This window comes from Mycolicibacter arupensis, from assembly GCF_002086515.1.
Classification (GTDB): domain Bacteria; phylum Actinomycetota; class Actinomycetes; order Mycobacteriales; family Mycobacteriaceae; genus Mycobacterium; species Mycobacterium arupense.
The window spans coordinates 19,290-42,117 of the sequence record NZ_MVHH01000022.1 but is presented as its reverse complement, the minus strand read 5'-3'; the positions used below and the strand labels follow the sequence as shown (position 1 = coordinate 42,117).

General features: G+C 70.1%; 16 protein-coding genes. 6 read left to right on the top strand and 10 right to left on the bottom strand.

Going from position 1 to position 22,828, the window contains the following annotated elements:
- Positions 1 to 85 precede the first annotated feature (85 nt).
- The 4 genes from BST15_RS12040 to BST15_RS23065 all read left to right on the top strand — a co-directional run bounded on the left by BST15_RS12040 (position 86) and on the right by BST15_RS23065 (position 9,682).
- Positions 86 to 646 (top strand): PadR family transcriptional regulator, encoded by a 561-nt coding sequence (locus BST15_RS12040; RefSeq protein ID WP_046190701.1) that lies wholly within the window; start codon positions 86 to 88, stop codon positions 644 to 646.
- Positions 647 to 661: 15 nt separating this feature from the next.
- Entirely contained in the window at positions 662 to 2,704 is a 2,043-nt protein-coding gene (locus BST15_RS12035) for an NADPH-dependent 2,4-dienoyl-CoA reductase (RefSeq protein ID WP_046190700.1), read from the top strand.
- Positions 2,705 to 3,196: 492 nt separating this feature from the next.
- Positions 3,197 to 6,640, top strand: a complete 3,444-nt coding sequence (locus BST15_RS21345) for a PE family protein (protein WP_109560229.1) — start codon at positions 3,197 to 3,199, stop codon at positions 6,638 to 6,640.
- A 246-nt stretch (positions 6,641 to 6,886) separates the two neighbouring features.
- Positions 6,887 to 9,682, top strand: coding sequence for a PE family protein (locus tag BST15_RS23065; RefSeq protein ID WP_165757119.1), 2,796 nt, complete (start codon positions 6,887 to 6,889; stop codon positions 9,680 to 9,682).
- A gap of 65 nt (positions 9,683 to 9,747) precedes the next feature.
- On the opposite strand, the gene BST15_RS12020 is transcribed toward BST15_RS23065, so the two are convergent.
- The 9 genes from BST15_RS12020 to BST15_RS11980 form a co-directional block, all read right to left on the bottom strand.
- Positions 9,748 to 12,294, bottom strand: a complete 2,547-nt coding sequence (locus BST15_RS12020) for a bifunctional FO biosynthesis protein CofGH (protein WP_082103988.1) — start codon at positions 12,292 to 12,294, stop codon at positions 9,748 to 9,750.
- Positions 12,295 to 12,361: 67 nt separating this feature from the next.
- Positions 12,362 to 12,772, bottom strand: a complete 411-nt coding sequence (locus BST15_RS12015) for a hypothetical protein (protein ID WP_052734836.1) — start codon at positions 12,770 to 12,772, stop codon at positions 12,362 to 12,364.
- A gap of 180 nt (positions 12,773 to 12,952) precedes the next feature.
- Positions 12,953 to 13,876 carry an N-acetyl-1-D-myo-inositol-2-amino-2-deoxy-alpha-D-glucopyranoside deacetylase gene (gene mshB / locus BST15_RS12010; protein ID WP_046191347.1) on the bottom strand — a complete coding sequence of 308 codons (924 nt, stop codon included), beginning with the start codon at positions 13,874 to 13,876 and terminating at the stop codon, positions 12,953 to 12,955.
- 51 nt (positions 13,877 to 13,927) lie between these two features.
- Positions 13,928 to 14,812 (bottom strand): hypothetical protein, encoded by an 885-nt coding sequence (locus BST15_RS12005; protein ID WP_052751540.1) that lies wholly within the window; start codon positions 14,810 to 14,812, stop codon positions 13,928 to 13,930.
- Positions 14,813 to 14,979: 167 nt separating this feature from the next.
- On the bottom strand, positions 14,980 to 16,809 hold the full coding sequence (locus BST15_RS12000) for an ABC transporter family substrate-binding protein (RefSeq protein WP_207572050.1): 1,830 nt from the start codon (positions 16,807 to 16,809) through the stop codon (positions 14,980 to 14,982).
- A gap of 130 nt (positions 16,810 to 16,939) precedes the next feature.
- Entirely contained in the window at positions 16,940 to 18,826 is a 1,887-nt protein-coding gene (typA, locus tag BST15_RS11995; protein WP_046189851.1) for a translational GTPase TypA, read from the bottom strand.
- A gap of 51 nt (positions 18,827 to 18,877) precedes the next feature.
- Entirely contained in the window at positions 18,878 to 19,267 is a 390-nt protein-coding gene (locus BST15_RS11990; protein WP_083070968.1) for a MarR family winged helix-turn-helix transcriptional regulator, read from the bottom strand.
- A 23-nt stretch (positions 19,268 to 19,290) separates the two neighbouring features.
- Entirely contained in the window at positions 19,291 to 19,620 is a 330-nt protein-coding gene (locus tag BST15_RS11985) for a DUF732 domain-containing protein (RefSeq protein WP_046189853.1), read from the bottom strand.
- Positions 19,621 to 19,752: 132 nt separating this feature from the next.
- Positions 19,753 to 20,160, bottom strand: a complete 408-nt coding sequence (locus BST15_RS11980; protein ID WP_046189854.1) for a (deoxy)nucleoside triphosphate pyrophosphohydrolase — start codon at positions 20,158 to 20,160, stop codon at positions 19,753 to 19,755.
- A gap of 33 nt (positions 20,161 to 20,193) precedes the next feature.
- Here BST15_RS11980 and BST15_RS11975 point away from each other — a divergent pair, with 33 nt between their 5' ends.
- Positions 20,194 to 20,478 (top strand): 4a-hydroxytetrahydrobiopterin dehydratase, encoded by a 285-nt coding sequence (locus tag BST15_RS11975; RefSeq protein ID WP_046189855.1) that lies wholly within the window; start codon positions 20,194 to 20,196, stop codon positions 20,476 to 20,478.
- On the opposite strand, the gene BST15_RS11970 is transcribed toward BST15_RS11975, so the two are convergent.
- Positions 20,456 to 21,685 (bottom strand): mannosyltransferase, encoded by a 1,230-nt coding sequence (locus BST15_RS11970; protein WP_046686460.1) that lies wholly within the window; start codon positions 21,683 to 21,685, stop codon positions 20,456 to 20,458. The two genes, BST15_RS11975 and BST15_RS11970, sit on opposite strands and share 23 nt — an antisense overlap.
- A 143-nt stretch (positions 21,686 to 21,828) precedes the next feature.
- On the opposite strand from BST15_RS11970, the gene BST15_RS11965 reads away from it, so the two are divergent.
- A complete protein-coding gene (locus BST15_RS11965) occupies positions 21,829 to 22,803 on the top strand; it encodes an Rv1157c family protein (protein ID WP_109370859.1) in 975 nt (324 codons plus the stop codon).
- Positions 22,804 to 22,828: the final 25 nt, after the last annotated feature.

The following is a 22,828-nucleotide window of genomic DNA, read 5'->3' as shown; positions in this document are numbered from 1 at the left end:
CACCATCAGGGCGAACGCACGCCTATGCACTCAGTTGCTGTGCACTTAGTTGCATATTGCGCCTGCGGATGCCACCCTTGCCTGTGTGGCCCTACCGCACGCGATCCTGGTGTCACTCAACGAGCAGTCGGGTTCGGGCTACGAACTCGCCCGCCGGTTCGACCGCTCGATCGGCTACTTCTGGAGCGCCACTCACCAGCAGATCTACCGGACCCTGCGGACCATGGAGGCCGACGGCTGGGTGCAGGTCACCGAGGTGACCCAGCAGGGCCGGCCGGACAAGAAGGTGTACACCGTGGCCGAGGCAGGCCGCGTGGAGCTGGCTCGGTGGATTGCAGCCCCGCTGGCCGGTCGCGGAAGCGCGGTGCTGGACAACCGGCTGCGTGAACTGGCGGTCAAGATCCGCGGCGCCAGCCACAGCGAGCGCGCCGCGGTGCGCGCTCAGGCCGCCGTCCTGCGCGCCGAGCGTGGCGAGCGATTGGACGTCTACCGCGCCCTGGAGAAGAAACAATTTCCCGATCCCGCCGCATTGTCCGGCGCCGCACTGCACCAGTACCTGGTCCTGCGCGGCGGCATCCGCGCGGAGGAGAGCGCGATCGACTGGCTCTTTGAAGTTGACGAGGCTCTGACGCCGGAGCGGCACTGACGTGAAGGGGTCACTGTGACAACAGAATCCACCAATCCATACCCGCTATTGCTGGCCCCGCTGGACCTGGGCTTCACGACCCTGTCCAACCGGGTGGTGATGGGGTCCATGCACACCGGCCTGGAGGACCGCGCCGGCGACACCGGCCGGCTGGCCGAGTATTTCGCCGCCCGGGCTCGCGGCGGCGTCGGTTTGATCATCACCGGCGGGTACGCGCCGAACCGGTCCGGCTGGCTGCTGCCGTTCGCCGCAGCGATGACCACCCGAGCCGACGCCCGACGCCACCGCCGCATCACCGATGCCGTGCACGAGGCAGGCGGCAAGATCGCGCTCCAAGTGCTGCACGCGGGACGCTATGCCTACCATCCCTTTTCGGTCAGCGCATCGAGCATCAAGGCGCCGATCAATCCCTTCCGGCCCCGGGCGCTGTCCACCCGCGGCGTCGAGTCGACGATCGCCGACTTCGCCCACACCGCGGTGTTGGCCCGCGAGGCCGGCTACGACGGCGTGGAGATCATGGGCAGCGAGGGCTACCTACTGAACCAGTTTCTGGCGCCATGCACCAACAAGCGCACCGATGCCTACGGCGGCACCGCCGCCAACCGGCGGCGCTTCCCGGTGCAGATCGTGGCGCGCACCCGCGCTGCCGTCGGCGACGACTTCATCATCTGTTACCGGCTGTCGATGGCCGACTACGTCGAAGGCGGCCAGAGCTGGGAGGAGATCCTCTCGCTGGCAACCGAAGTCGAGGCAGCGGGGGCCACCCTGATCAACTCCGGGTTCGGCTGGCACGAAGCACGCGTGCCGACCATCGTGACCTCGGTGCCCAGCGGCGCGTTCGTCGGGATTTCGCACGCCGTCGCCGATCACGTCACGATCCCGGTGGTGGCGTCCAACCGGATCAACATGCCGCAGGCCGCCGAACAGGTGCTGGCCGAGACGTCGGTGCGGCTGGTCTCGATGGCACGCCCCATGTTGGCCGACCCGGAGTGGGTGCGCAAAGCCGCCAACGGCCGGGCCGAGCAGATCAACACCTGCATCTCCTGCAACCAGGCCTGCCTGGACCACGTCTTTGTGCACAAGAAGGTCTCGTGCCTGGTCAATCCCCGCGCCGGCCACGAGACCCTGTTGGTGCTCGGCCCGGTCCGGCAGCGCCGGCGCATCGCGGTGGTGGGCGCCGGACCGGCCGGTTTGGCGGCGGCGGTGTCGGCCGCCGAACGCGGTCATGAGGTGACGCTGTTCGAGGCCAACGAGTTCATCGGGGGCCAGTTCGACCTCGCCCGCCGTATTCCGGGCAAGGAGGAGTTCGGCGAGACGATCCGCTACTTCACCACGATGCTCGACAAATACGCGGTGACGGTGCGCCTGGGCAGCCGCGCCCGCGCCGAGGAGCTGATCGGGTTCGACGAGGTGGTGCTGGCCACCGGCGTGCGACCGCGGATTCCCCAGATCCCGGGCATCGACCATCCGATGGTCATGTCCTATGCCGAGGCCATCTCCGGCCGTCCGGTCGGCCCCTCGGTGGCCGTGGTGGGAGCCGGCGGCATCGGCTTCGACGTCAGCGAGTTCCTGGTCCTGGACGCACCCGAGGCCTCCCCCGCCCTGCATCTGAAGGAGTGGAAAGTCGAATGGGGTGCGGCCGACCCCTGGGAGGCCAGGGGCGCGCTGCTGCCCCCAGACCCGGCACCGCCCGCCCGCGAGGTCTACCTGCTGGCCCGCACCGCGGGAGCTCAGGGCCGCAAGCTGGGCAAGACCAGCGGCTGGGTGCACCGGGCGTCGCTGAAGGCCAAGAACGTCCACCAGCTCTCCGGGGTGAACTACGACTTGATCGACGACGACGGGCTGCACATCAGCCACGGCCCCAATAAGTCTCGCCCGCAGGTGCTGGCCGTGGACAATGTGGTGATCTGCGCCGGACAGGAGTCGGTGCGCGACCTCGAAGACGGCCTGCGCCAGCACGGCGTGAGCCCGCACATCATCGGCGGGGCGGCGCTGGCCTCGGAGCTGGACGCCAAGCGCGCTATCAAGCAGGGCACCGAACTGGCCGCCCGACTGTAACGAGCATCACTGTAAGTCGCATCGGCCTCCCCATAGCAGATGTCCTTGCGCGACAAAGAAATAGGCCGGATTAAGCGCAAAGCGGAGTTCATATCTTGATGCGTATTAATTGAATTGTGCTACCCACCAGCAGAATCAGTTTTCGCCAGCCTGATCTGAACACCCGGTCAATTTGACGCCGCACCGCCCCGACAAACTCCCCTCTGACCGAGTCCTGCGCATTTCGCTCATGGTGATGCATTGGGTGGACACGGATTTGGGCGTCAGGTTCCCTTAGCGCAACTTGAGGTGTTCTCAGGTTGGTTTGCGGTTTTGCAGCTCGGAGGGAGCGGTGTGATGGCGCGTCGGCAGGGCGTGAAGGGTAGTCCCAGCGTTGGGTGGGTTGGTGCGCGTGGGAGTGCCCGGCGCGGTTCCGCTGCGGTGGGGGTGGGCGCGTTTTTGGCTTTGGGGTCGGCGGTAGCCCCGCCAGCCCAAGCAGATGAATTCGATTGGTTGTCCGATCTGTTCGATCCGAGCGTGTGGTCGGCATCGAGCTGGGACTCAACACCCTGGTGGGATTCGGCGGGCTGGGACAGCCTGGATCTGAACTGGGCTGATCCCTTGGCGGGGATCGCCGCCGGCAGCGCTCTGACCACCGATATCGATCAGTGGCTGGTGGAGACCGTCATCAACTCGGGCCAGGCCGCGCTGGCCAATCCATTTATCGCCCAAGTCGTCTCAGCGGTCAATGACCCATTCGTGTACCTGTTCGGCCGCGAACTTCTCGGCAACGGCATCGACGAATTCACCGGAACCAACGACTCGCTCTTTGGTAGCTCGGGGATCTTCGGCGACCTCGGTGACGGCGGCTTCCTGTTCGGCAACGGCGGCCTGGGAGCAGCCGGCGCCGATGGCGGCGACGCCGGCTGGATCGGCAACGGTGGTGCCGGCGGGGCCGGCCTGGACAGCCTTGATGCCGCGATAGCCGGCGGGATCGGTGGCAACGGCGGCGCAGGCGGCTGGCTTTTGGGCAACGGCGGCACCGGCGGGGCCGGCGGGGCCGGATTCGACGGTATCGATGGCCTCGGCGGGGCCGGAGGTGCCGGCGGCGACGGCGGGGCCAGCGGATTCTGGTTCGGTGCCGGCGGCACCGGCGGTGCCGGCGGCGCCGGGGGCCGGGGCGCCGACGCCATCGCACCCGTCCTCGACGGGCGGGCCGCCGACGGCACCGACGGCGGACTGCTGCCCGCCCTCAACACAGCGGGCCTGGCCGGTGGCAACGGCGCCGACGGCGCGCTCAGCGAACTCGGCGCCCAAGCCGGCGGTCACGGCGGCCTGGGCCAAGACAGCCTCAGCAACGACGGTCTCACCGCTGCCCTCGGCGGTGCCGGCGGATCCGGTGGCAACGGGGCAACCGGGGCGGCCGGCGGCAACGGCGCCGCAGGCGGGGCAGCCACCGCCATCAGCGGCGGCACCGCAACCGGCGGTGACGGAGGCAACGGCGGAAACGGCGGCAACGGCCTATCGGGCTTCGCCGGTGGCGCCGGCGGTGACGGTGGCGCCGGAGGCCGCTCCGGAATCTTCGGCTCCGCCGGTATCGGTGGCATCGGAGGCGCCGGAGGTGCCGGCGGCGCAGGCACCGCAGGCGGTGACGGCGGAACCGGTGGCGCAGGCGGCCTGGCCGCAGGAACCACCCCCGATGGCACCACCGTCGACAGCACCGTGACCGCCACCGGCGGAAACGGGGGCATCGGCGGTAACGGCGGCATCGGCGGAGCCGGCGGAAACGGCGGCGCCGGCGGCAACGGCGGAGCCGGCGGGCGGACCGGAATCCTCGGACTACGCCCCGCAGCCGCTGACGGAAACGGCGGCAACGGCGGAGCCGGCGGAAACAGTGGCACCGGCGGAAACGCCGGCAACGGAGGAGCCGCCGGCGACGCAACCACCCAAGGCGGCAACGGCGGCGCAGGCGGCACCGGGGGCAACGCCGGAGCCATCGGCATCGGCGGCCAAGGCGGCCACGGCACCACCACCGGCACCACCGGCGCAGCCGGCCTCTACGGCGGAACCGCCAACGCCCTCAGCGGCAACGGCGGAAACGGCGGCGCAGGCGGCAACGGCTACCTCACCACCCTCAACCCAGCCCAAACCGGCAACGGCGGCACCGGCGGAAACGCCGGCAACGGCGGCGCCGGCGGCAACATCGGCAACGGAGGCAACGGCGGCACCGGCGGAAACGCCGCGACCGGAGCCAACGGGCTCGACGGTGTCGATTTCGGTGAGTCCGGTACTAACGGCGGCAACGGCGGCAACGGCGGTGCCGGTGGCCACGGCGGCAACGGCGGCTCGCTGGCCGGAAATGCCGGCAGCGGTGGCGCTGGCGGCAACGGCGCTACCGGCGGCAACGGTGGCCACGGCCGCACCGGTGCGGCCGGCGTGGCTGGGGTCGACGACGGCGCCGGCCACGATGGCGGCGACGGCGGTGCCGGTGGAAACGGTGGCGCCGGCGGCGCCGGCGGCAACGCCGGAATCGCGGCCCACGGCGCCCAAGGCACCAACGGCAACGGCGGGAACGGCGCCGACGCGGGCAATGCCGGCAATGCCGGCAACGGCGGTACGGGCGCCGACGGCGACACCAACAACCTCGACGGTGGCCGCGGCGGAAACGGCGGTGACCGCGGCTCTGCAGGCATCGGCGGGACCGCTGGGGCGGCAGGCACCGGAGGCGCCGGTGGCGCCGGCGGCACCGCGGGCGCCGACGGTGCACAGGCCACCGGTGGCAATGGCGGTGATGGCGGCAACGGCTCCGATGCCTCCGCACCGGGCGCCGATGGCGGCGCTGGCGGGGCCGGGGGTAACGCGGGAATCATCGGCAACGGCGGCAACGGCGGCCTCGGCGGCAACGGCGGTACCGGCGCTAACGGCGTCAACCCGATCGCCAACCAGACCAGCACTGCCGCGAACGGAACCAGCCAATCGAGCAGCAGTTCCAGCGGCACGGGCGTCAATGGTGGCAACGCCACCAACGGCAGCACCGTGGGCCAGGGCGGCGGCAACGGCGGCAACGGCCAGGGCGCCTTCGTCACCGGCGGCACCCTCACCAGCACCAACGCCGGCAACGGCGGCAACGGCGGCAACGGCGGCGACCTCGCCAACGGTGGCAATGGTGGCAACGGCGGCGTCGCCGCTGGAAGGAACTCGGGAATCGTCACCGCCAACGGCGGCGATGGGGGCCAAGGCGGCAATGGCGGTGACGGAGGCGCCGGCGGCAACGGCGGTACCGGCGGCGGCGTCGGCACGACGTCGACGATCGCCAACCGCGGCTTCGGTGGCGACGGCGGCGATGGCGGTGACGGCGGCGCCGGGGCCAAGGGCGGAAACGGCGGCGCCGGCGGCGCGATCGGGAACAGCGTCGAGAACCCCGGTTTCAGCGTCGCCGGTAACGGTGGCACCGGCGGCACCGGCGGCACTGGCGCGGCCGGCCAGAGCGGCGGCTCCGGAGGGGTCGGCGGCGCCGGCGGCAACGGCGGCACGATCAGTGGCAACGGTGGACTCGGCGGCGCGGGTGGAACTGGCGGCACCGGCGGCACCGGCGATGTCGGTGGCAATGGCGGCAACGGCGGCAACGGCGGGGCCGGCCAGCTTTCCGGCAGTACCAGCGGCAACGGCGGCAACGGCGGCAACGCTGGCACCGGCGGCTCAGGTGGCACCGGTGGGTCGGGCGGCAACGGCGGAGCGGGCGGCAAAGCGCTCGGTTCGGGCGATGACGGCACGGGCGGCGACGCGGGCACCGGCGGAAGCGGCGGCACCGGCGGAAGCGGCGGCACCGGCGGTGCAGCGGGCGCGGCCGGAACGGTGGTCACGGGCGGCATTTTCGGCACGGCCGGAACTGCCGGCGCGGCCGGCAGCCAGGGCGCGGCCGGTTCCTCAGGCTCCAACGGTCAGCCCGGAGGCTGATCCCGCGGGCACCCGAAAGGCCCTGCATGTCATGGCATGCAGGGCCTTTTACTCAAGTTTTAGTCAGCAGATCCAGATAGGAGCGGTGTGATGGCGCGTCGGCAGGGCGTGAAGGGTAGTCCCAGCGTTGGGTGGGTTGGTGCGCGTGGGAGTGCCCGGCGCGGTTCCGCTGCGGTGGGGGTGGGCGCGTTTTTGGCTTTGGGGTCGGCGGTAGCCCCGCCAGCCCAAGCAGATGAATTCGATTGGTTGTCCGATCTGTTCGATCCGAGCGTGTGGTCGGCATCGAGCTGGGACTCAACACCCTGGTGGGATTCGGCGGGCTGGGACAGCCTGGATCTGAACTGGGCTGATCCCTTGGCGGGGATCGCCGCCGGCAGCGCTCTGACCACCGATATCGATCAGTGGCTGGTGGAGACCGTCATCAACTCGGGCCAGGCCGCGCTGGCCAATCCATTTATCGCCCAAGTCGTCTCAGCGGTCAATGACCCATTCGTGTACCTGTTCGGCCGCGAACTTCTCGGCAACGGCATCGACGAATTCACCGGAACCAACGACTCGCTCTTTGGTAGCTCGGGGATCTTCGGCGACCTCGGTGACGGCGGCTTCCTGTTCGGCAACGGCGGCCTGGGAGCAGCCGGCGCCGATGGCGGCGACGCCGGCTGGATCGGCAACGGTGGTGCCGGCGGGGCCGGCCTGGACAGCCTTGATGCCGCGATAGCCGGCGGGATCGGTGGCAACGGCGGCGCAGGCGGCTGGCTTTTGGGCAACGGCGGCACCGGCGGGGCCGGCGGGGCCGGATTCGACGGTATCGATGGCCTCGGCGGGGCCGGAGGTGCCGGCGGCGACGGCGGGGCCAGCGGATTCTGGTTCGGTGCCGGCGGCACCGGCGGTGCCGGCGGCGCCGGGGGCCGGGGCGCCGACGCCATCGCACCCGTCCTCGACGGGCGGGCCGCCGACGGCACCGACGGCGGACTGCTGCCCGCCCTCAACACAGCGGGCCTGGCCGGTGGCAACGGCGCCGACGGCGCGCTCAGCGAACTCGGCGCCCAAGCCGGCGGTCACGGCGGCCTGGGCCAAGACAGCCTCAGCAACGACGGTCTCACCGCTGCCCTCGGCGGTGCCGGCGGATCCGGTGGCAACGGGGCAACCGGGGCGGCCGGCGGCAACGGCGCCGCAGGCGGGGCAGCCACCGCCATCAGCGGCGGCACCGCAACCGGCGGTGACGGAGGCAACGGCGGAAACGGCGGCAACGGCCTATCGGGCTTCGCCGGTCGCGCCGGCGGTGACGGTGGCGCCGGAGGCCGCTCCGGAATCTTCGGCTCCGCCGGTATCGGTGGCATCGGAGGCGCCGGAGGTGCCGGCGGCGCAGGCACCGCAGGCGGTGACGGCGGAACCGGTGGCGCAGGCGGCCTGGCCGCAGGAACCACCCCCGATGGCACCACCGTCGACAGCACCGTGACCGCCACCGGCGGAAACGGGGGCATCGGCGGTAACGGCGGCATCGGCGGAGCCGGCGGAAACGGCGGCGCCGGCGGCAACGGCGGAGCCGGCGGGCGGACCGGAATCCTCGGACTACGCCCCGCAGCCGCTGACGGAAACGGCGGCAACGGCGGAGCCGGCGGAAACAGTGGCACCGGCGGAAACGCCGGCAACGGAGGAGCCGCCGGCGACGCAACCACCCAAGGCGGCAACGGCGGCGCAGGCGGCACCGGGGGCAACGCCGGAGCCATCGGCATCGGCGGCCAAGGCGGCCACGGCACCACCACCGGCACCACCGGCGCAGCCGGCCTCTACGGCGGAACCGCCAACGCCCTCAGCGGCAACGGCGGAAACGGCGGCGCAGGCGGCAACGGCTACCTCACCACCCTCAACCCAGCCCAAACCGGCAACGGCGGCACCGGCGGAAACGCCGGCAACGGCGGCGCCGGCGGCAACATCGGCAACGGAGGCAACGGCGGCACCGGCGGAAACGGCTCAGCAGGCACCGACGGAGTCAATCCCGCCTTCAACCAGACCGGCGCCGCCACACGAGGGACCAACGGCAAGTTGAACGGCGCGCCCGACGGTAGTGGAGATGACTCAAGCGGCACAGGCGGTGCCAACGGCAGCACCGTCGGCCAACGCGGCGGCGACGGCGGCAACGGCGGAGCCGGAGAAATGACCCAGTTCTGGCCTGGCACCATCAATGGCGGCAACGGCGGTGACGGCGGAAACGGCGCCGACCACGCCAACGGCGGCATCGGTGGCCGTGGCGGCGATGCCCTCGCCGACACCGTTAACTATGGCAGCACTGCCCACGGCGGGGATGGCGGAGACGGCGGCAACGGTGGCGCGGGCGGCAACGGTGGCGCCGGAGGCAACGGTGGTGACCAGGGCAGCGATTTCGGTACCGGCGGTGACGGCGGCAACGGCGGTGACGGCGGTGCCGGCGGAAACGGCGGCAACGGCGGCAGGGGCGGGTTCGCCCTGACACTGAGTTATCCCACCAGCAATATCGGTAACACCGGCGGCTACGGCGGAAACGGCGGCGCGGGCGGAGACGGTGCCGCCGGAACGGCTGGAGGGGCGGGCGGATCCGGAGGGACCGGTGGAGCCGGCGGTGTGATCCGCGGCGACGGCGGCACCGGCGGAGCCGGCGGAAACGGCGCCGCAGGTGGAAACGGCGACAGCGGCGGAAACGGCGGCAACGGCGGCACCGGCGGTAGCGGCAGGGGAATCTGCGGCTGCTCCATCAGCGGCAACGGCGGGGACGGTGGGGACGGCGGAACCGGTGGGGACGGCGGCGCAGGCGGCGCAGGCGGCGCCGGCGGTGCAGGCGGCATCGCCCTCGGCGCCGGCAACGATGGCGCGCACGGTGAAGGCGGCACGGGCGGCGTAGGGGGAACCGGCGGAGCCGGCGGAAACGGCGGAGCCAGAGGCGCCGCGGGTGATATACCCTCGGGCGGCTATAAGGGCAGCGTCGGTGCATTGGGCCGCAACGGTGCCAACGGCGCGACCGGTACCGCCGGCTCTAACGGCTGGTCGGGTCCGCCTGCCGCCTGATCTCCGGCCATTTCGGCGCGGCTTCTCCTGCTAAGCGGGAGAAGCCGCGCTGAAAGCGCAGTAAGTCAGACCGGCAGCGGCGCGTAGTCGGTGCTGCGCTGGCGGGCCGGGCGACCGATGCCCTCGGCGATGGTCGTCAGCTCGGCGATGGTCTTGGCCGACCCGTGCTCGGAGCCGGCCATCCGGGAGATGGTCTCCTCCATCAGCGTGCCGCCCAGGTCGTTGGCTCCCCCGTTGAGCATCACCTGGGTGCGCTCGATGCCGAGTTTGACCCAGCTGGTCTGGATGTTGGGGATGCGTCCATGCAGCATGATGCGCGCCAACGCATGCACGGCCCGGTTATCCCGATGGCTCGGACCCGGCCGCGCTCCCCCGGCCAGGTACAGCGGCGAACTCTGGTGCACGAACGGAAGCGGCACGAACTCGGTGAAACCGCCTGTGCGGTCCTGGATATCGCGCAGCACCCGCATGTGCCCGATCCAGTGCCGGGGCGAGTCGATGTGGCCGTACATCATCGTCGAACTGGACCTCAGGCCCACCTCGTGGGCGGTGCTGACCACCTCGACCCACATGGAGGTGGGCAGTTTGCCCTTGGTCAGTACCCAGCGGATCTCATCGTCCAGGATCTCCGCGGCGGTGCCTGGGATGCTACCCAGACCTGCCTCGCGCAGGCTGATCAGCCACTCGCGAACACTCAAGCCGCTCTTGGACACCCCGTTGGTGATCTCCATCGGCGAGAAGGCATGCACGTGCATCGACGGCACCCGGGCCTTGACCGCCCGGACCAGGTCGGCGTAACCGGTGACCGGCAGCTCCGGGTCGATCCCGCCCTGCATGCACACCTCGGTCGCACCGGCCAGGTGTGCCTCGTAGGCACGTTCGCCGACTTCGGCATTCGACAGCGAGAACGCATCGGCGTCGCCCTTGCGCTGCGCGAACGCACAGAACCGGCAGCCGACGTAACAGATGTTGGTGAAGTTGATGTTGCGGTTGACCACGTAGGTGACGTCATCGCCGACGGCGTCGCGCCGCAGTGAATCAGCCAGTGCGGCAACAGCATCCATGGCCGGGCCATCCGCGGTGGCCAATGCCAGATACTCGGCGTCAGTGCAGCCGCCCGGGTCGCGCTCGGCGGAACGCAGCGCCGCGAGCACATCGGTGTCGACGCGTTCGGGTGCGCGCGCCGCCAATTGGTGGATCTGCTCGCGGATCGACTCCCAGTCCCCGAATGCGCTGCCCAGATCACTGCGGGTGTCGGTGGCCCGGCCGTCGACGTCGATCGCGGTGTGCAGATCGATCCGCCCCGCCGACTGCACCTCGTCGGGCTCTTGCCAGGCCAGGCCGACGGGGTTGATGTCGCGCGCCCAGCCGGTGTCCGGGTCGGCCAGGGCCTCCACGTGCGGGCGCACCCGCGGATCGATCCAGGCAGCGCCGGCCTGCACATAGTCGGGCTGAGCGGTCAGCCGCTGCACCAGGTCGTAGCCGGCCTGCTCGGTGACGGCGGCCAGGTCATCCAGCGCCGGCCAGGGCCGCTCGGGGTTGACGTGATCGGGGGTCAGCGGCGACACCCCGCCCCAGTCGTCCACTCCGGCGCCGATCAGCGCCAGGCATTCGTCGGCCGACACCAAGTTGGGTGGCGCCTGCACCCGCATTTTGGGACCCAACACCAGACGGGTGGCTGCCACCGTGGCCAGGAAGTCCTCGAACCCCGTGTCCGGCACGGATGCCATCGCGGTGTGCTCCTTGGCCCGGAAGTTCTGCACGATGACTTCTTGGATGTGCCCGAACTCCTTGTGCACCTTGCGAATCGCATGCAGGGTGTCGGAGCGTTCCTCGAGCGTTTCGCCGATGCCCACCAACAGGCCGGTGGTGAACGGGATCGAGAGCCGGCCGGCGTCGGCCAGTGTGCGCAGGCGCACCACTGGGTCCTTGTCGGGACTTCCGTAGTGGGCCAGGCCTTTGGTCTCGAACAGCCGCCGCGAGGTGGTCTCGAGCATCATGCCCATCGACGGCGCCACCGGCTTGAGCCGAGACATCTCCGACCAGCTCATCACCCCGGGGTTCAGATGCGGCAGCAGGCCCGTCTCCTCCAGCACCCGGATGGCCATGGCGCGCACGTAGGCCAGCGTGCTGTCGTAGCCGCTTTCATCGAGCCACTGCCGCGCCTGCGGCCAGCGCTCCTCGGGCCGGTCCCCCAGGGTGAACAGCGCCTCCTTGCAGCCCAACTCGGCTCCGCGGCGCGCGATGTCGAGAATCTCGTCGGGCCCCAGGTACATCTGTTTGCCCTGGGCGCGCAGCACACCGGGGACGGTGACAAAGGTGCAGTAATGGCAGGTGTCGCGGCACAGGTGGGTCACCGGGATGAACACCTTGCGCGAGTAGCTGACCGGCAGCCGGCCGCCCGGCCCGCGCCGGCCACCGGACACCAGTCCGGCATCACGGACCCGGGCGGCGCTGGCGCACAGATCTGCCAGGTCGTCGCCCCGCGCGGTCATCGCGATGGCGGTCTCGTCGGGGTTCAGGAGCACGCCGTCGCGGGCCCGTCGCAATACCCGGCGCAGTGCCGACGGGTTCGTCATCCGCGCGCCACCCGCACCCGGAATCTCGCGCATGCCATAAGCGCCACAGTAGCCGCCGCGCCGATCACGCCCGCGAGCGCACGCCGCGCGGCGAAGCCGCTCAGGGTCTCCCGGTCGCCGACAGTGCGGCCAGCTCTTCGCGACGTCGCCACAGCACCCAGCCGGGTGGCGCACTGCCGAGCACGATCATCAGCAGCACGCCGTAGGCCATCACACCGCGGTCGGCGAAGATCAGGTCATCGCCCGGGCCGCCCAAGGTCATCACGGCGATGGTCAACAACCAGGACCACAGCGGCAGTGCGGCCAACCGCAGCGAGGTCGTACAGCGGTCTGCCACCCATACCAGGCCGGCGTTGACCAGGCCCCCGATCAGTGCGCTGAGGGGAAAGGGCACCGCGCCGATGTGTGCGGGCAACATCAACGCGGTGGCCACGGCGCACAGCACGCCGTCGACGACCAGCAGGGCCAGGACGGCGAAGTGGAACGCCGGGCTCGGCGTATCGGTAGGCATCGCGGGCTCGGTGAGCGACGCGACCGGGCTCAAGTGGGGATGCTCTCCAGCTGGCTGACCATCGAACCGACCATCCACTGGAAGCTGTCGAGCCACCACTGCCAGTGCTCCAAGTTCGGGTCCAGATCGGGATCCATGCCTAAACCACCTAGCCCTTGCTACATCGAGGATCGTGCTCCGTCAGGAGCCTACCCTGTGGCCCTCGTCACCGAGCTGAAGTCCGGCCAGCAGATCGGTTTCCCAGCCCCGGGCGTCGCGCGGTCCCGGCGTGCCGCCTGCCAGCACATAGTGCTCGCTGTCCAGGACCGGCTGGGCGACGTTGTTGGACAGCGCGAACGCCCGTCCGGTGGGTCCGACGGTGATCTGGGTGGCGTGGGCGCCCATGGCCGCGGTCTTGGCGGCACGTGACCCGGCCGCCTCGATCACCGCATCGATCTGGTGATCGGGGAAGTCCCCGATCGCTGCCGAGTCGGGACCACCGGCCGGCAGCGTCCAGTGCGGCAGGAGGTCGGCATCCTTCAGTTCCCGCAGGGCGGCTTTCCGGGCACTGCCGGAACTGACGGTCCAATAGAACTTGGGCGTGGCCCAGCCGACATCGGTACCGCCGGCATCGGCTGCTGCGGCGTCCACCGCCGCAGTGGTCACCCGGTGGGCGTGCACGTGGTCGGGGTGTCCGTAGCCGCCACTGGGGTCGTAGCTGACCACCACGTGTGGGCGCAGCCGCCGGATCACGGCCGCCAGCTCAGCGACGGTCTCGGCGTCGTCGGCGTCGATGAACCGCTGCTGTCGTCGCGCCGGGGTGCCCGTCATGCCGGAGTCGCGCCAGCGCCCTGCCCCACCGAGGAATCGCGGCGGACGGGCCCCCAACGCATGCAGTGCCGCGGTCAGCTCACCGATGCGGTAGCCCCCCAGTTGGTCGGCCTGATCCACCGTCAGGTGCGCCCACCGTTCTCCGATGACCTCGCCTTCTTCGCCCAACGTGCAGGTCACCACGTGCACGTCGGCGCCGCGGGCGGCGTAGTGGGCAATGGTGGCCCCGGTGGTCAGGGTTTCGTCGTCGGGGTGGGCATGCACGAACAGCAGTCGCGGAATCCGAGCGGACACGCCAGAACCCTACCGCCACACCGGCGAAGTGACCTGGGGCCCTCGGGTCGGTCAGAACAGGCCGCTGAACAGGTCTTCCCAGTCGATGCTGCCCAGCAACAGCACGAGGTTGTCGGACTGGATGGCCTCGACGATCTCGTTGAAGTCGTCGGTGTTGAACCCCAGCATGGTGGCCCAGTCGGCCTCGATGATCTGCGGGTCGAAGTGGCCCAGCAGGCTCTCCCTGGGGTCGAAGCTGATGCCGAACAGGTTGTTGAACGCTTCCTCGTTCTGCGCCAGCACCGTGTTGTTGACGCTGAAGATCCAGTTCACGGCGTCATTGATCTGGGGACTGTCGCCGAAGAGCCGATCGACCGCGGCCTGCTGTGCTGCCACAAGCGCGGTGTTGAAGCCCAACTGTGCCGTGATCACGGCGGTGCTGAGCATCTGCTGCGGGTCGGGAAGCCCTTGCAGGAAAAGGCCGAAGTTGGTTACCGCGTCAGCGGCTGCGGCGTTGATCGCCTGTTCGGTACCGCCCGGGAACAGGCTGCCGGTGGGCAGTTGTACACCGCCCAGGCCGGGAATGGAGGGCACCCCCGACGGCAGCTCCTGGGGACCGAAGTTGCCTCCCGCCAACTGATTCAGCAGCGCGTCGCTGATGTCGCCTGCGTTGAACGCCGAGCCGGCACCGAGGGCGTCGTCACCGCCGCCGAAGAGTAGGTCGCCCAGGTCGATGTGCGGACCGTCGGCGCTGCCACTGCCCACATAGTCCGGTCGCACATGGTTCTCGACGATGTCGAGTGTCGGACTCAGGTCGATGTTCGCCGCCGCGAGGTCGAAGTCGCGGATCTGAACATCAGGCGGGGAAGGGACCATCGACGTGAGCGCTGCGACGAGGCCGCCGACAGTCAGCGCTGCGGCGGCCACAATGGCGAAGCGGTGAGCGATGTACTCCACGGGCAAGCCCCCTCCGTCGATCAGCGCGCAGGTTGCTTAATCTTACCCAAGAATTGTCTGTGCGCAAGACTTCAGTGAATGCCGGTTCTCGACGTTTTCAGCCGGTTCACGCCGCATCAGTCCCACCGTCTCAGCAGGTCCAGGCCCTGTCCGTCGCGGCTGAGAAATCAGGGCAACTTCACCCAGTTTCCGGCCCCGCCCACGATTCCGACCGGTACCGCGCCGGTCAGGCTGACGTTGGTGACGCTCGGACCGACGGCCACGATCGTGGTGTCCTGCAGAATCGGCAGGACGGTCGCCATGTTCCACAGTCGCGGCTCCACCGCGGCGATCACTTCGCTGATGGGTTTGCTGCCGTCCAGGGCCGCATCGATCTCCGCCTGGATGGCGTGGTCGCAGACCCCGGTGATGTTCGACGGCGCTTGGACCAGCGCCCCGGGAGCGGGCCGCGCAGGAACCGTCGAGGTGGTGGTCGGTGCCGGTGCGGGCGCCGAGGTTGGCGGGGCCTGCGGAGCCGCCGGCGTCGGAACCGGGCCTTCGGCGGTGGGCACGGCCAGGGGCGTCAGCGCGCCGCAGCCGTAGCGAGAGGCCAGCAGGGTCGCCAGGTCGCCGCCGGCCTGCTGCCAGCCGACGATCGCGTCCACCTGATGGGTGGCCAGCGCGTCCCGATAGAGCTTCACCGGGTCCAGCGCCAGCACGGTGGCGGCGATGCCGACATTGCGCAGCTGATCCGCTGCGGTGTTGGCCACGGCCTGCGAGGTCGGGTCGTTGGCCGCCACCCCGATGACCAGCGACAGCTGCTCCCCGTTCTTGCTGATCCGGCCACGGGTGACCTCCGGCGGATGGGGCACGCCGGTGGCGCCGCCCGCCGGCGGCACGAGCGCTGACGGGGGTGCGTCCTTCTCAACCCGGTAGCCGGCGGCCTTCAGCAGTCCCAGGGCCGCCCCCTCGGACATCGCCGGCGGGGCGGTCGGCACATAGCCGGGGTCACTGGGGGTACGCACCTGCGCCTGATCCAGCGTGACGGTGTTGTCACTGCCGGCCCCCACCGTGGCCAGCAGTCCCACGTCGAGAAGGCCCAGGATCGCGCGGCGCACCCGCACATCGGTCAGCTTGGGTTCGGCGGCACGCAGCGCCAGCTGCATCACCCGGGGCGTGACCACCCGGGTGGTCTGCACGCTGGGGATCACCGACAGCTGGGCGAATGCCGCCGAGCCACCATGCACCTGGGCTACTTGGGTGTCGCCGTTGCGGATGGAGTCGGCCAGCGCCGCCGCGGACCCCGCACGGCGGAACAGCACCAGGTCCGGCTTGGCCGGCGGACCCCAGTAGCGGTCATTGCGGGCGAGCAGGATCGCGTCGCGCTGCGGGTCGATGTTCTCCACCCGGAATTGGCCGCCGGTGACCGGCAGCGCCCGCGCCAGGCCGGCCGGGAAACCGCCAGGCACGTCCTTGACGATGTGCGCCGGAACGATGTTGCTGAACAGCTCCCGCCAGGCCGGGTAGGGCTTGGCGAAGGTGACCACCACCTGCTTGCCGCCTTCGACGGAGTGCACGCCGGTGATCAGGTCATAGCCGGCCGGATCGACCACGCCGGGCTGGCTGACCATCTGCTGCCACAGGTACCAGAAGTCGTCGGCGGCGATAGGCGCGTTGTCGGTCCAGGACGCCTCGGGGCGGATCCGGTAGGTCACCGTGAACGGCGCCTCAGAGGTCACCTTGGCCGACACCAACAGGGTCGGGTCCATCTCCCACCGCGACCCGGTGGCGGTGCTGGAGTCCGGAATCGGCCGAAATGCGCTGGGCAGCACCAGGGCACTGATCGCCGCGGTGACCGCGGACAGGTCGGAGCGCAGGTGGGGGTTGAAGCCCGCACCGATGGAGTCGATGCCCATGATGATCTGGCTGATCCGCTGGGGCGGGGGCGCCACGCTCTTCGGCGTCTCGGTGCTCTGCGGCGCCGGGGGCGGATTCACCGTGCACGCCGACACCAGCATCAGCGTCGCCGAAGCCAGCGCCCCCGCCGTGACACGGGCACGGCGGGCGGTTCTTGGCACGGCCACCAGGGTATCCGGGCGACGATCGCGGTGCGAAAACCGCCGCGCCGCGCGCAAAGCCGCGCCCGGCCTAAAGGTTCTTGGCCCGGGAGCGGCTGCGCGCCCGCAGCGTCGAGTCCAGCTCGACCTTGCGGACCCGCACCACCTCGGGGGTCACCTCGACACACTCGTCGGCGGCGCAGAACTCCATGGCCTGCTCCAGGTCCAGCTCGATCGGCCGGGCCAGCGTCTCCATCACGTCGGCCGTCGACGACCGCATGTTGGTGAGCTTCTTCTCCTTGGTGACGTTGATGTCGAGGTCCTCGGCACGCGGGTTGATGCCCACCACCATGCCCTGATAGGTGTCCTGGCCCGGCTCGACGAAGAACTGCCCACGATCGGCCAGCTGGATCAGCGCGAACGGCGTGATGGTGCCGGACCGGTCGGAGACCAGCGATCCGGTGTGCCGGGCGCGGATCTCACCGGCCCACGGCTGGTAGCCCTCGAACACCGCGTTGGCGATACCGGTCCCCCGGGTCTCGGTGAGGAAGTCGGTGCGCCAACCGATCAGACCGCGGCTGGGGATGATGAACTCCATCCGGACCCAGCCGGTGGTGTGGTTGGCCATCTCGGTCATGCGTCCCTTGCGGGCGGCCGCCAGCTGGGTGATGGCGCCGACGTATTCCTCGGGGCAGTCGACGGTGAGGTGCTCGAACGGCTCGTGGACCTTGCCGTCGATCTTGCGGGTCACCACCTGCGGCTTGCCGACGGTCAGCTCGAAGCCCTCGCGGCGCATCTGCTCGACGAGGATCGCCAGCGCCAACTCGCCACGGCCCTGCACCTCCCAGGCGTCGGGGCGGCCGATGTCGACCACCCGGACCGACACATTGCCGATCAGCTCGGTGTCCAGGCGCGACTTGACCATCCGTGCCGTCAGCTTGTGCCCGGAGACCTTGCCCGCCAGCGGCGAGGAGTTGGTGCCGATGGTCACCGAGATCGCCGGTTCGTCGACGGTGATCCGCGGCAGCGCCACCGGTTCGGCCAGATCGGCCAGGGTGTCACCGATCATGATGTCGCTGATCCCGGCGACGGCGACGATGTCACCGGCGCTGGCCTCTTCGGTCGGGGTGCGTTCGACGCCCTCGGTGACCAGCAGCTCGGTGATCTTCGCGGTGGTGGTCACCGGTTCGCCGTCGACCTCACGCATCCAGGCCACCTGCTGGCCCTTGCGAATGCGGCCGTTGTAGACCCGGATCAGGGCGAGCCGGCCCAGGAACGGCGAAGCGTCAAGGTTGGTGACCAGCGCCTGCAACGGCGCCTCCGGGTCACCCGAGGGCGCCGGAACGTGCTCGAGCAGCACGTCGAACAGCGGGTCGAGGTTGTCGCCGTCGGGGATCTGGCCGTCGGCGGGGGCGCTGGTGCTGGCCACCCCGGCCCGCCCGGATGCGTACAGCGTCGGCAATCCCAGGGCGTGCTCTGCTGCGGCCTGTGCCTCGTCGTCGAGGTCGCTGGCCACGTCAAGCAGCAGGTCGTGGCTGGCGTCGACCACTTCGGCGATCCGCGCGTCGGGCCGGTCGGTCTTGTTGACCACCAGGATCACCGGTAGGTGCGCCTGCAGCGCCTTGCGCAGCACGAATCTGGTCTGCGGCAGGGGGCCTTCGGAGGCATCGACCAGCAGAACCACACCGTCGACCATGGACAAGCCGCGTTCGACCTCACCACCGAAGTCGGCGTGGCCCGGGGTGTCGATCACATTGATGACGGTGACGGATCCATCGGGGTTGTGGCGATGCACGGCCGTGTTCTTGGCCAGGATCGTGATGCCCTTTTCGCGCTCCAGGTCGCCGGAGTCCATGATGCGCTCTTTGTCGTCATCACCGCGGTGCGAGAGGGCGCCGGACTGGCGGAGCATGGCGTCGACCAGAGTCGTCTTGCCGTGGTCGACGTGCGCGACGATGGCAACGTTACGAAAGTTCACCGGGTGAGTCTGCCAGCGCACCCTGTCAATCGCGAAAACGTGAAAGCCACGTCACAGCCCGAGGGAAGACTCCGTGGAGAACCTCTCGAGCTCTTTGAGGTGCAGTTCGGTCAACGATTGCAGGCACTGGGCGGCCGTTTCGGTGAGCTGCAGACGGATCACCCGCTGGTCGGAACGGTCACGCACACGGACCACCAGGCCTGCGGCTTCGGCCCGCTGGATCAGTTCCCCGGCACTGTGGTGGCGCAGCAGCAGGTACTCGGCGATGTCGCCGACGGTGGGCCCGCGCAGATCGTTGTGGCCGCGGATCGCCAGCAGCAATTGGTGCTGCGCCGGGGTGAGTCCGGCCGCCTGCGCCTGGTCGGCGCTCCACCGCTCGAAGCGCCGCAGCTTCGTCCGGAATGTGAGCAGCCGGGCATAGACGTCGTCAGGCAGTGGCACGCCTGTCACTGTATTCCGACTCGTTAGGGCGTGCCCGCGGAGCCGTTGCGCACCAGCTGGTCGGGGCAGTACAACTGGGCGGCGATCCCGACGAACTGCGTGCCGTGCTCGGTCGTCAGGCCCGGGTTGCGCGACTTCAGGCCCTCCAGCACATCAGAGCTGGCCTTGCCCTCGGCGATCAGCTGACAGACCAGTTTCGCGGTGACGATGGCCTGGTCGGCGTTGTTGTAGGTGATGCCGGCCGCTCGCAACGACCCCAGGAAAGCGGCGTCGGCGTCGGTGGGATCGGCCTGGGCGGGCGCTGCGATGCACAGGCACCCCAACGCGGCCAGCAGCGCTGCACGGCCCCTCACCGGCGCCCCCGTTGCGGTCGTGAACCCATCGGCTGATTCCTCCTTGCGACGTAGCGGTCAGCCCGAGGCACCAGCGTAGCGGCGTATATCGCTTAGCGACCGATGCCCGGGGCAAGAATTAACAGAGCATTTTCACCCGAGAGCTTGTGTCAGCTCCGGCAGCCAAGCGCGATCAGCGGGGACCCAGTCGACCGTTTCCAGTTGCCCTGCGGTCACCCAGCGCAGCGCCTGGTGGTCGTGGGGCCGGGGCTCGCCGCGTGCCAGGCTCACCAGGTAGGCGCGCAACGTCATGTCCGGGCTCAGCTCGACATCGGCACCCAGGCGCGGCCCCACCGTCATGGCGTCGGGATCTAGGCCCAGCTCCTCCCCCAGCTCGCGGATCACGGCGGCGGGTTCGCGCTCCCCGGGCATGACCTTGCCGCCGGGCAGCTCCCACCGGCCGGCCAGCTCCGGCGGGCGGCGCCGCTGCGCGATCAGCACCGTGCGCCCGGCCGCCGAGTCGGCGATGACGGCTCCGGCGACCACGATCTGCGGGGACATGGCGTGTGAGGCTATACCGTCCTACGGTCGGGTATGGCTTTGTTGACTGACGATCAGGTGAGCGCGGCACTGCCCGGCCTGGACGGCTGGGAGCACGCCGACGGCGTACTGCGCCGAACGGTGACGTTTGAGTCGTTCCCGGCCGGTATTGAGGCGGTGCGGCGGGTCGCCGAGCGCGCCGAGGCCGCCGATCACCATCCCGATATCGACATCCGCTGGCGCACCGTCACGTTTGTCCTGGTGACGCATTCGGCCGGCGGGATCACCGACAAGGACGTGGCGATGGCCGGCGACATCAATCGGCTGCTGGCGGCCTGACCCTCGTGGTCGCCATCCAGGCCAGCGTGGCCAGGGCGGCGATGATGTAGACCAGGCCGGCCCACGCCAGGTACCAGGGGCGGCCGTTCTGCCAGATGGTCGGCTGGAAGAAGCTCAGCAGCCAGGGCACGCCGATCACGGTGAGCGCCAGCCAGCCCCAGCCCAGTACCCGCGCGCCGACCCGGTCCCGGTAGGGACCGTGCAACAACCAGATCATCAGCGGCAGCAGCCACACCCAGTGGTGGGTCCACGAGATTGGCGAGGCCAGCAGCCCGAACAACTCGACCACAAGTAGCGATCCCAAGGGGTCGGGCCCGGCGGACGTGCTGTTCAGCGCCCGCCAGGCGAGCACCGCCAGCACCGCGGTGACGCCGATGGCGATCAGCACCGGCAGGCTGTAGCCGGCGTCGTGGCCCACGATGCGTGAGATCCCGCCTCGCCAGGACTGGTTGAACGACGTTCCGATCGGGCCCACCCGATGGGCATCGCCCAGCAGCTCGGTGAAGTAGCGGCGGGCCTGGTCACCGGTGACCCATGCCGACACCACGATGGTGCCCGCGAAGACCACCGCAGAGAACACCGCGGCGGCCCAGCGTCGGGCCCCGGCCAGGTAGACACCGGCGATCGCCGGTGTCAGCTTCACTCCGGCCGCCAGCCCCACCAGCAGGCCCGACACCCACCACCGCCGGCTGCAGACCGCGGCCAGCACGGCCAGGGCCAGGATCACGTTGATCTGGCCGTAGTCGAAGGTGCTGCGCAGGGGTTCGATCCAGATCCCGACTGCTGTCCACAGCATGGCCTGGGCGCGGGCGTCTGCGGCCGCTCCCCCGAGCAGCCGCTGGCTCAGGCGCACCACCCCATAGAGCGCGGCCATGGTCCCGATCTGCCACAGGAACGCGACCAGCCCGAACGGCAGGAAGTGCAGCGGATAGAACACCACCGCCGCGAACGGCGGGTAGGTGAAGGGCAGCGGGAAGTCCGGCGTCTGGTCGGCGTAGACGTAGTCATAGAGCGCGCCGGGTTGCGCCAGGGCGGCCGCGCCGTCGATATAGACGTGGAGGTCGACGAAATTGGCGCCGCGCGGGGTCAGATACGTCCAGGCGAGTCGCGCCGCGATGCTCGCCACCAGCAGCAGGGGCGCCCACGCGCTGAGACGGGTCGCCCAGGAACGTGCGGCCGGGGTGTCGAGGGTGGTGTCTACCGGCACGACTGTAGCGAACTGCCCCGGAGATCACTGTCGCGGTTCGGGTCCGTAACGGTTCTATAAATGACACACGTGTCACTTGAGCCTCATCAGTAACAACGTAGCTTCAGTTTTCGTAGACGACACCGCCGACGATTGGGGAAATCATGTCGCGCCTCCAGACGCTGTTCACCGCCACGCGGGCCACTGCCGCCAAGGCGGCCGTCGCGGCCGGCTCGTCGGCTGTGCTGGTCTTCGGGGCTGCCGGCGGAGTAGCGATGGCTGACCCGGCCATTCCGGCACTGCCGTTGCCCGCCGCGGGATTCCCCGGACTGCCCGCCCTTGAGCAGTTGAACCCGGTGATCCAGCAGGCCGCGGCCGACCCCGCCGGGGCGACCTCCCTGCTGATGGCTGCGGCCGCCGCGTTTACCGGAAACTCCAACGCCCCCGAAGGCTCCCGGCAGGTGGCCGACACGGTGGCACAGTTCGTTCAGGCACCGCCCGAGCACGTACCCACCGCGGGTTCAGCACCCGGGATGGTCGCCCACCTGCCCAGCGGTGTCGACCCGGCCAAGTCCGTTGGGCCGGTTCCCCAGGCCGCGGTGAGCGCACCCGACGCCCTGCCCGCGCCGGCCGACGCCGTGGCGGTATCGCCCGAGCTCGCCGAGGCCGCGGCCGCCGCCGTTGCCGCACCCGACGCGATGCCGACGGCCAACGCGGGCTTCGGTCCCGACGCCCCGCCGACCCAGGACTTCATGTACCCCTCGATCGGCCAGAACTGCCAGGACGACGGCGGCACGGTCATCGCCACCGCGCTGTCGGTGGCCGGCCCCGCCACGATTCCGACCCCCGGCCCCAAACCCGGCCAGACCGCCTACGTGTTCACCGCGATGGGGACCCCCGGCCCCGCCGAGATGCAGAAGCTCCCGCTGAACGTGACGTGGGTGAACCTGACCACCGGCAAGTCCGGCAGTGCCACCCTGCAGCCGCGCACCGACATCAACCCCGAGGGTCCGACCACGCTCACCGCGATCGTCGACACCGGATCGGGCAGCATCATGTCAACCATCTTCGGCCAGGTCAGCACCAAGACCCACCAGTGCAACTTCATGCCCACCATCGGCTCGACGGTGGTGCCCTGAGCCGCTGAATCAGCGGCCTGAATCC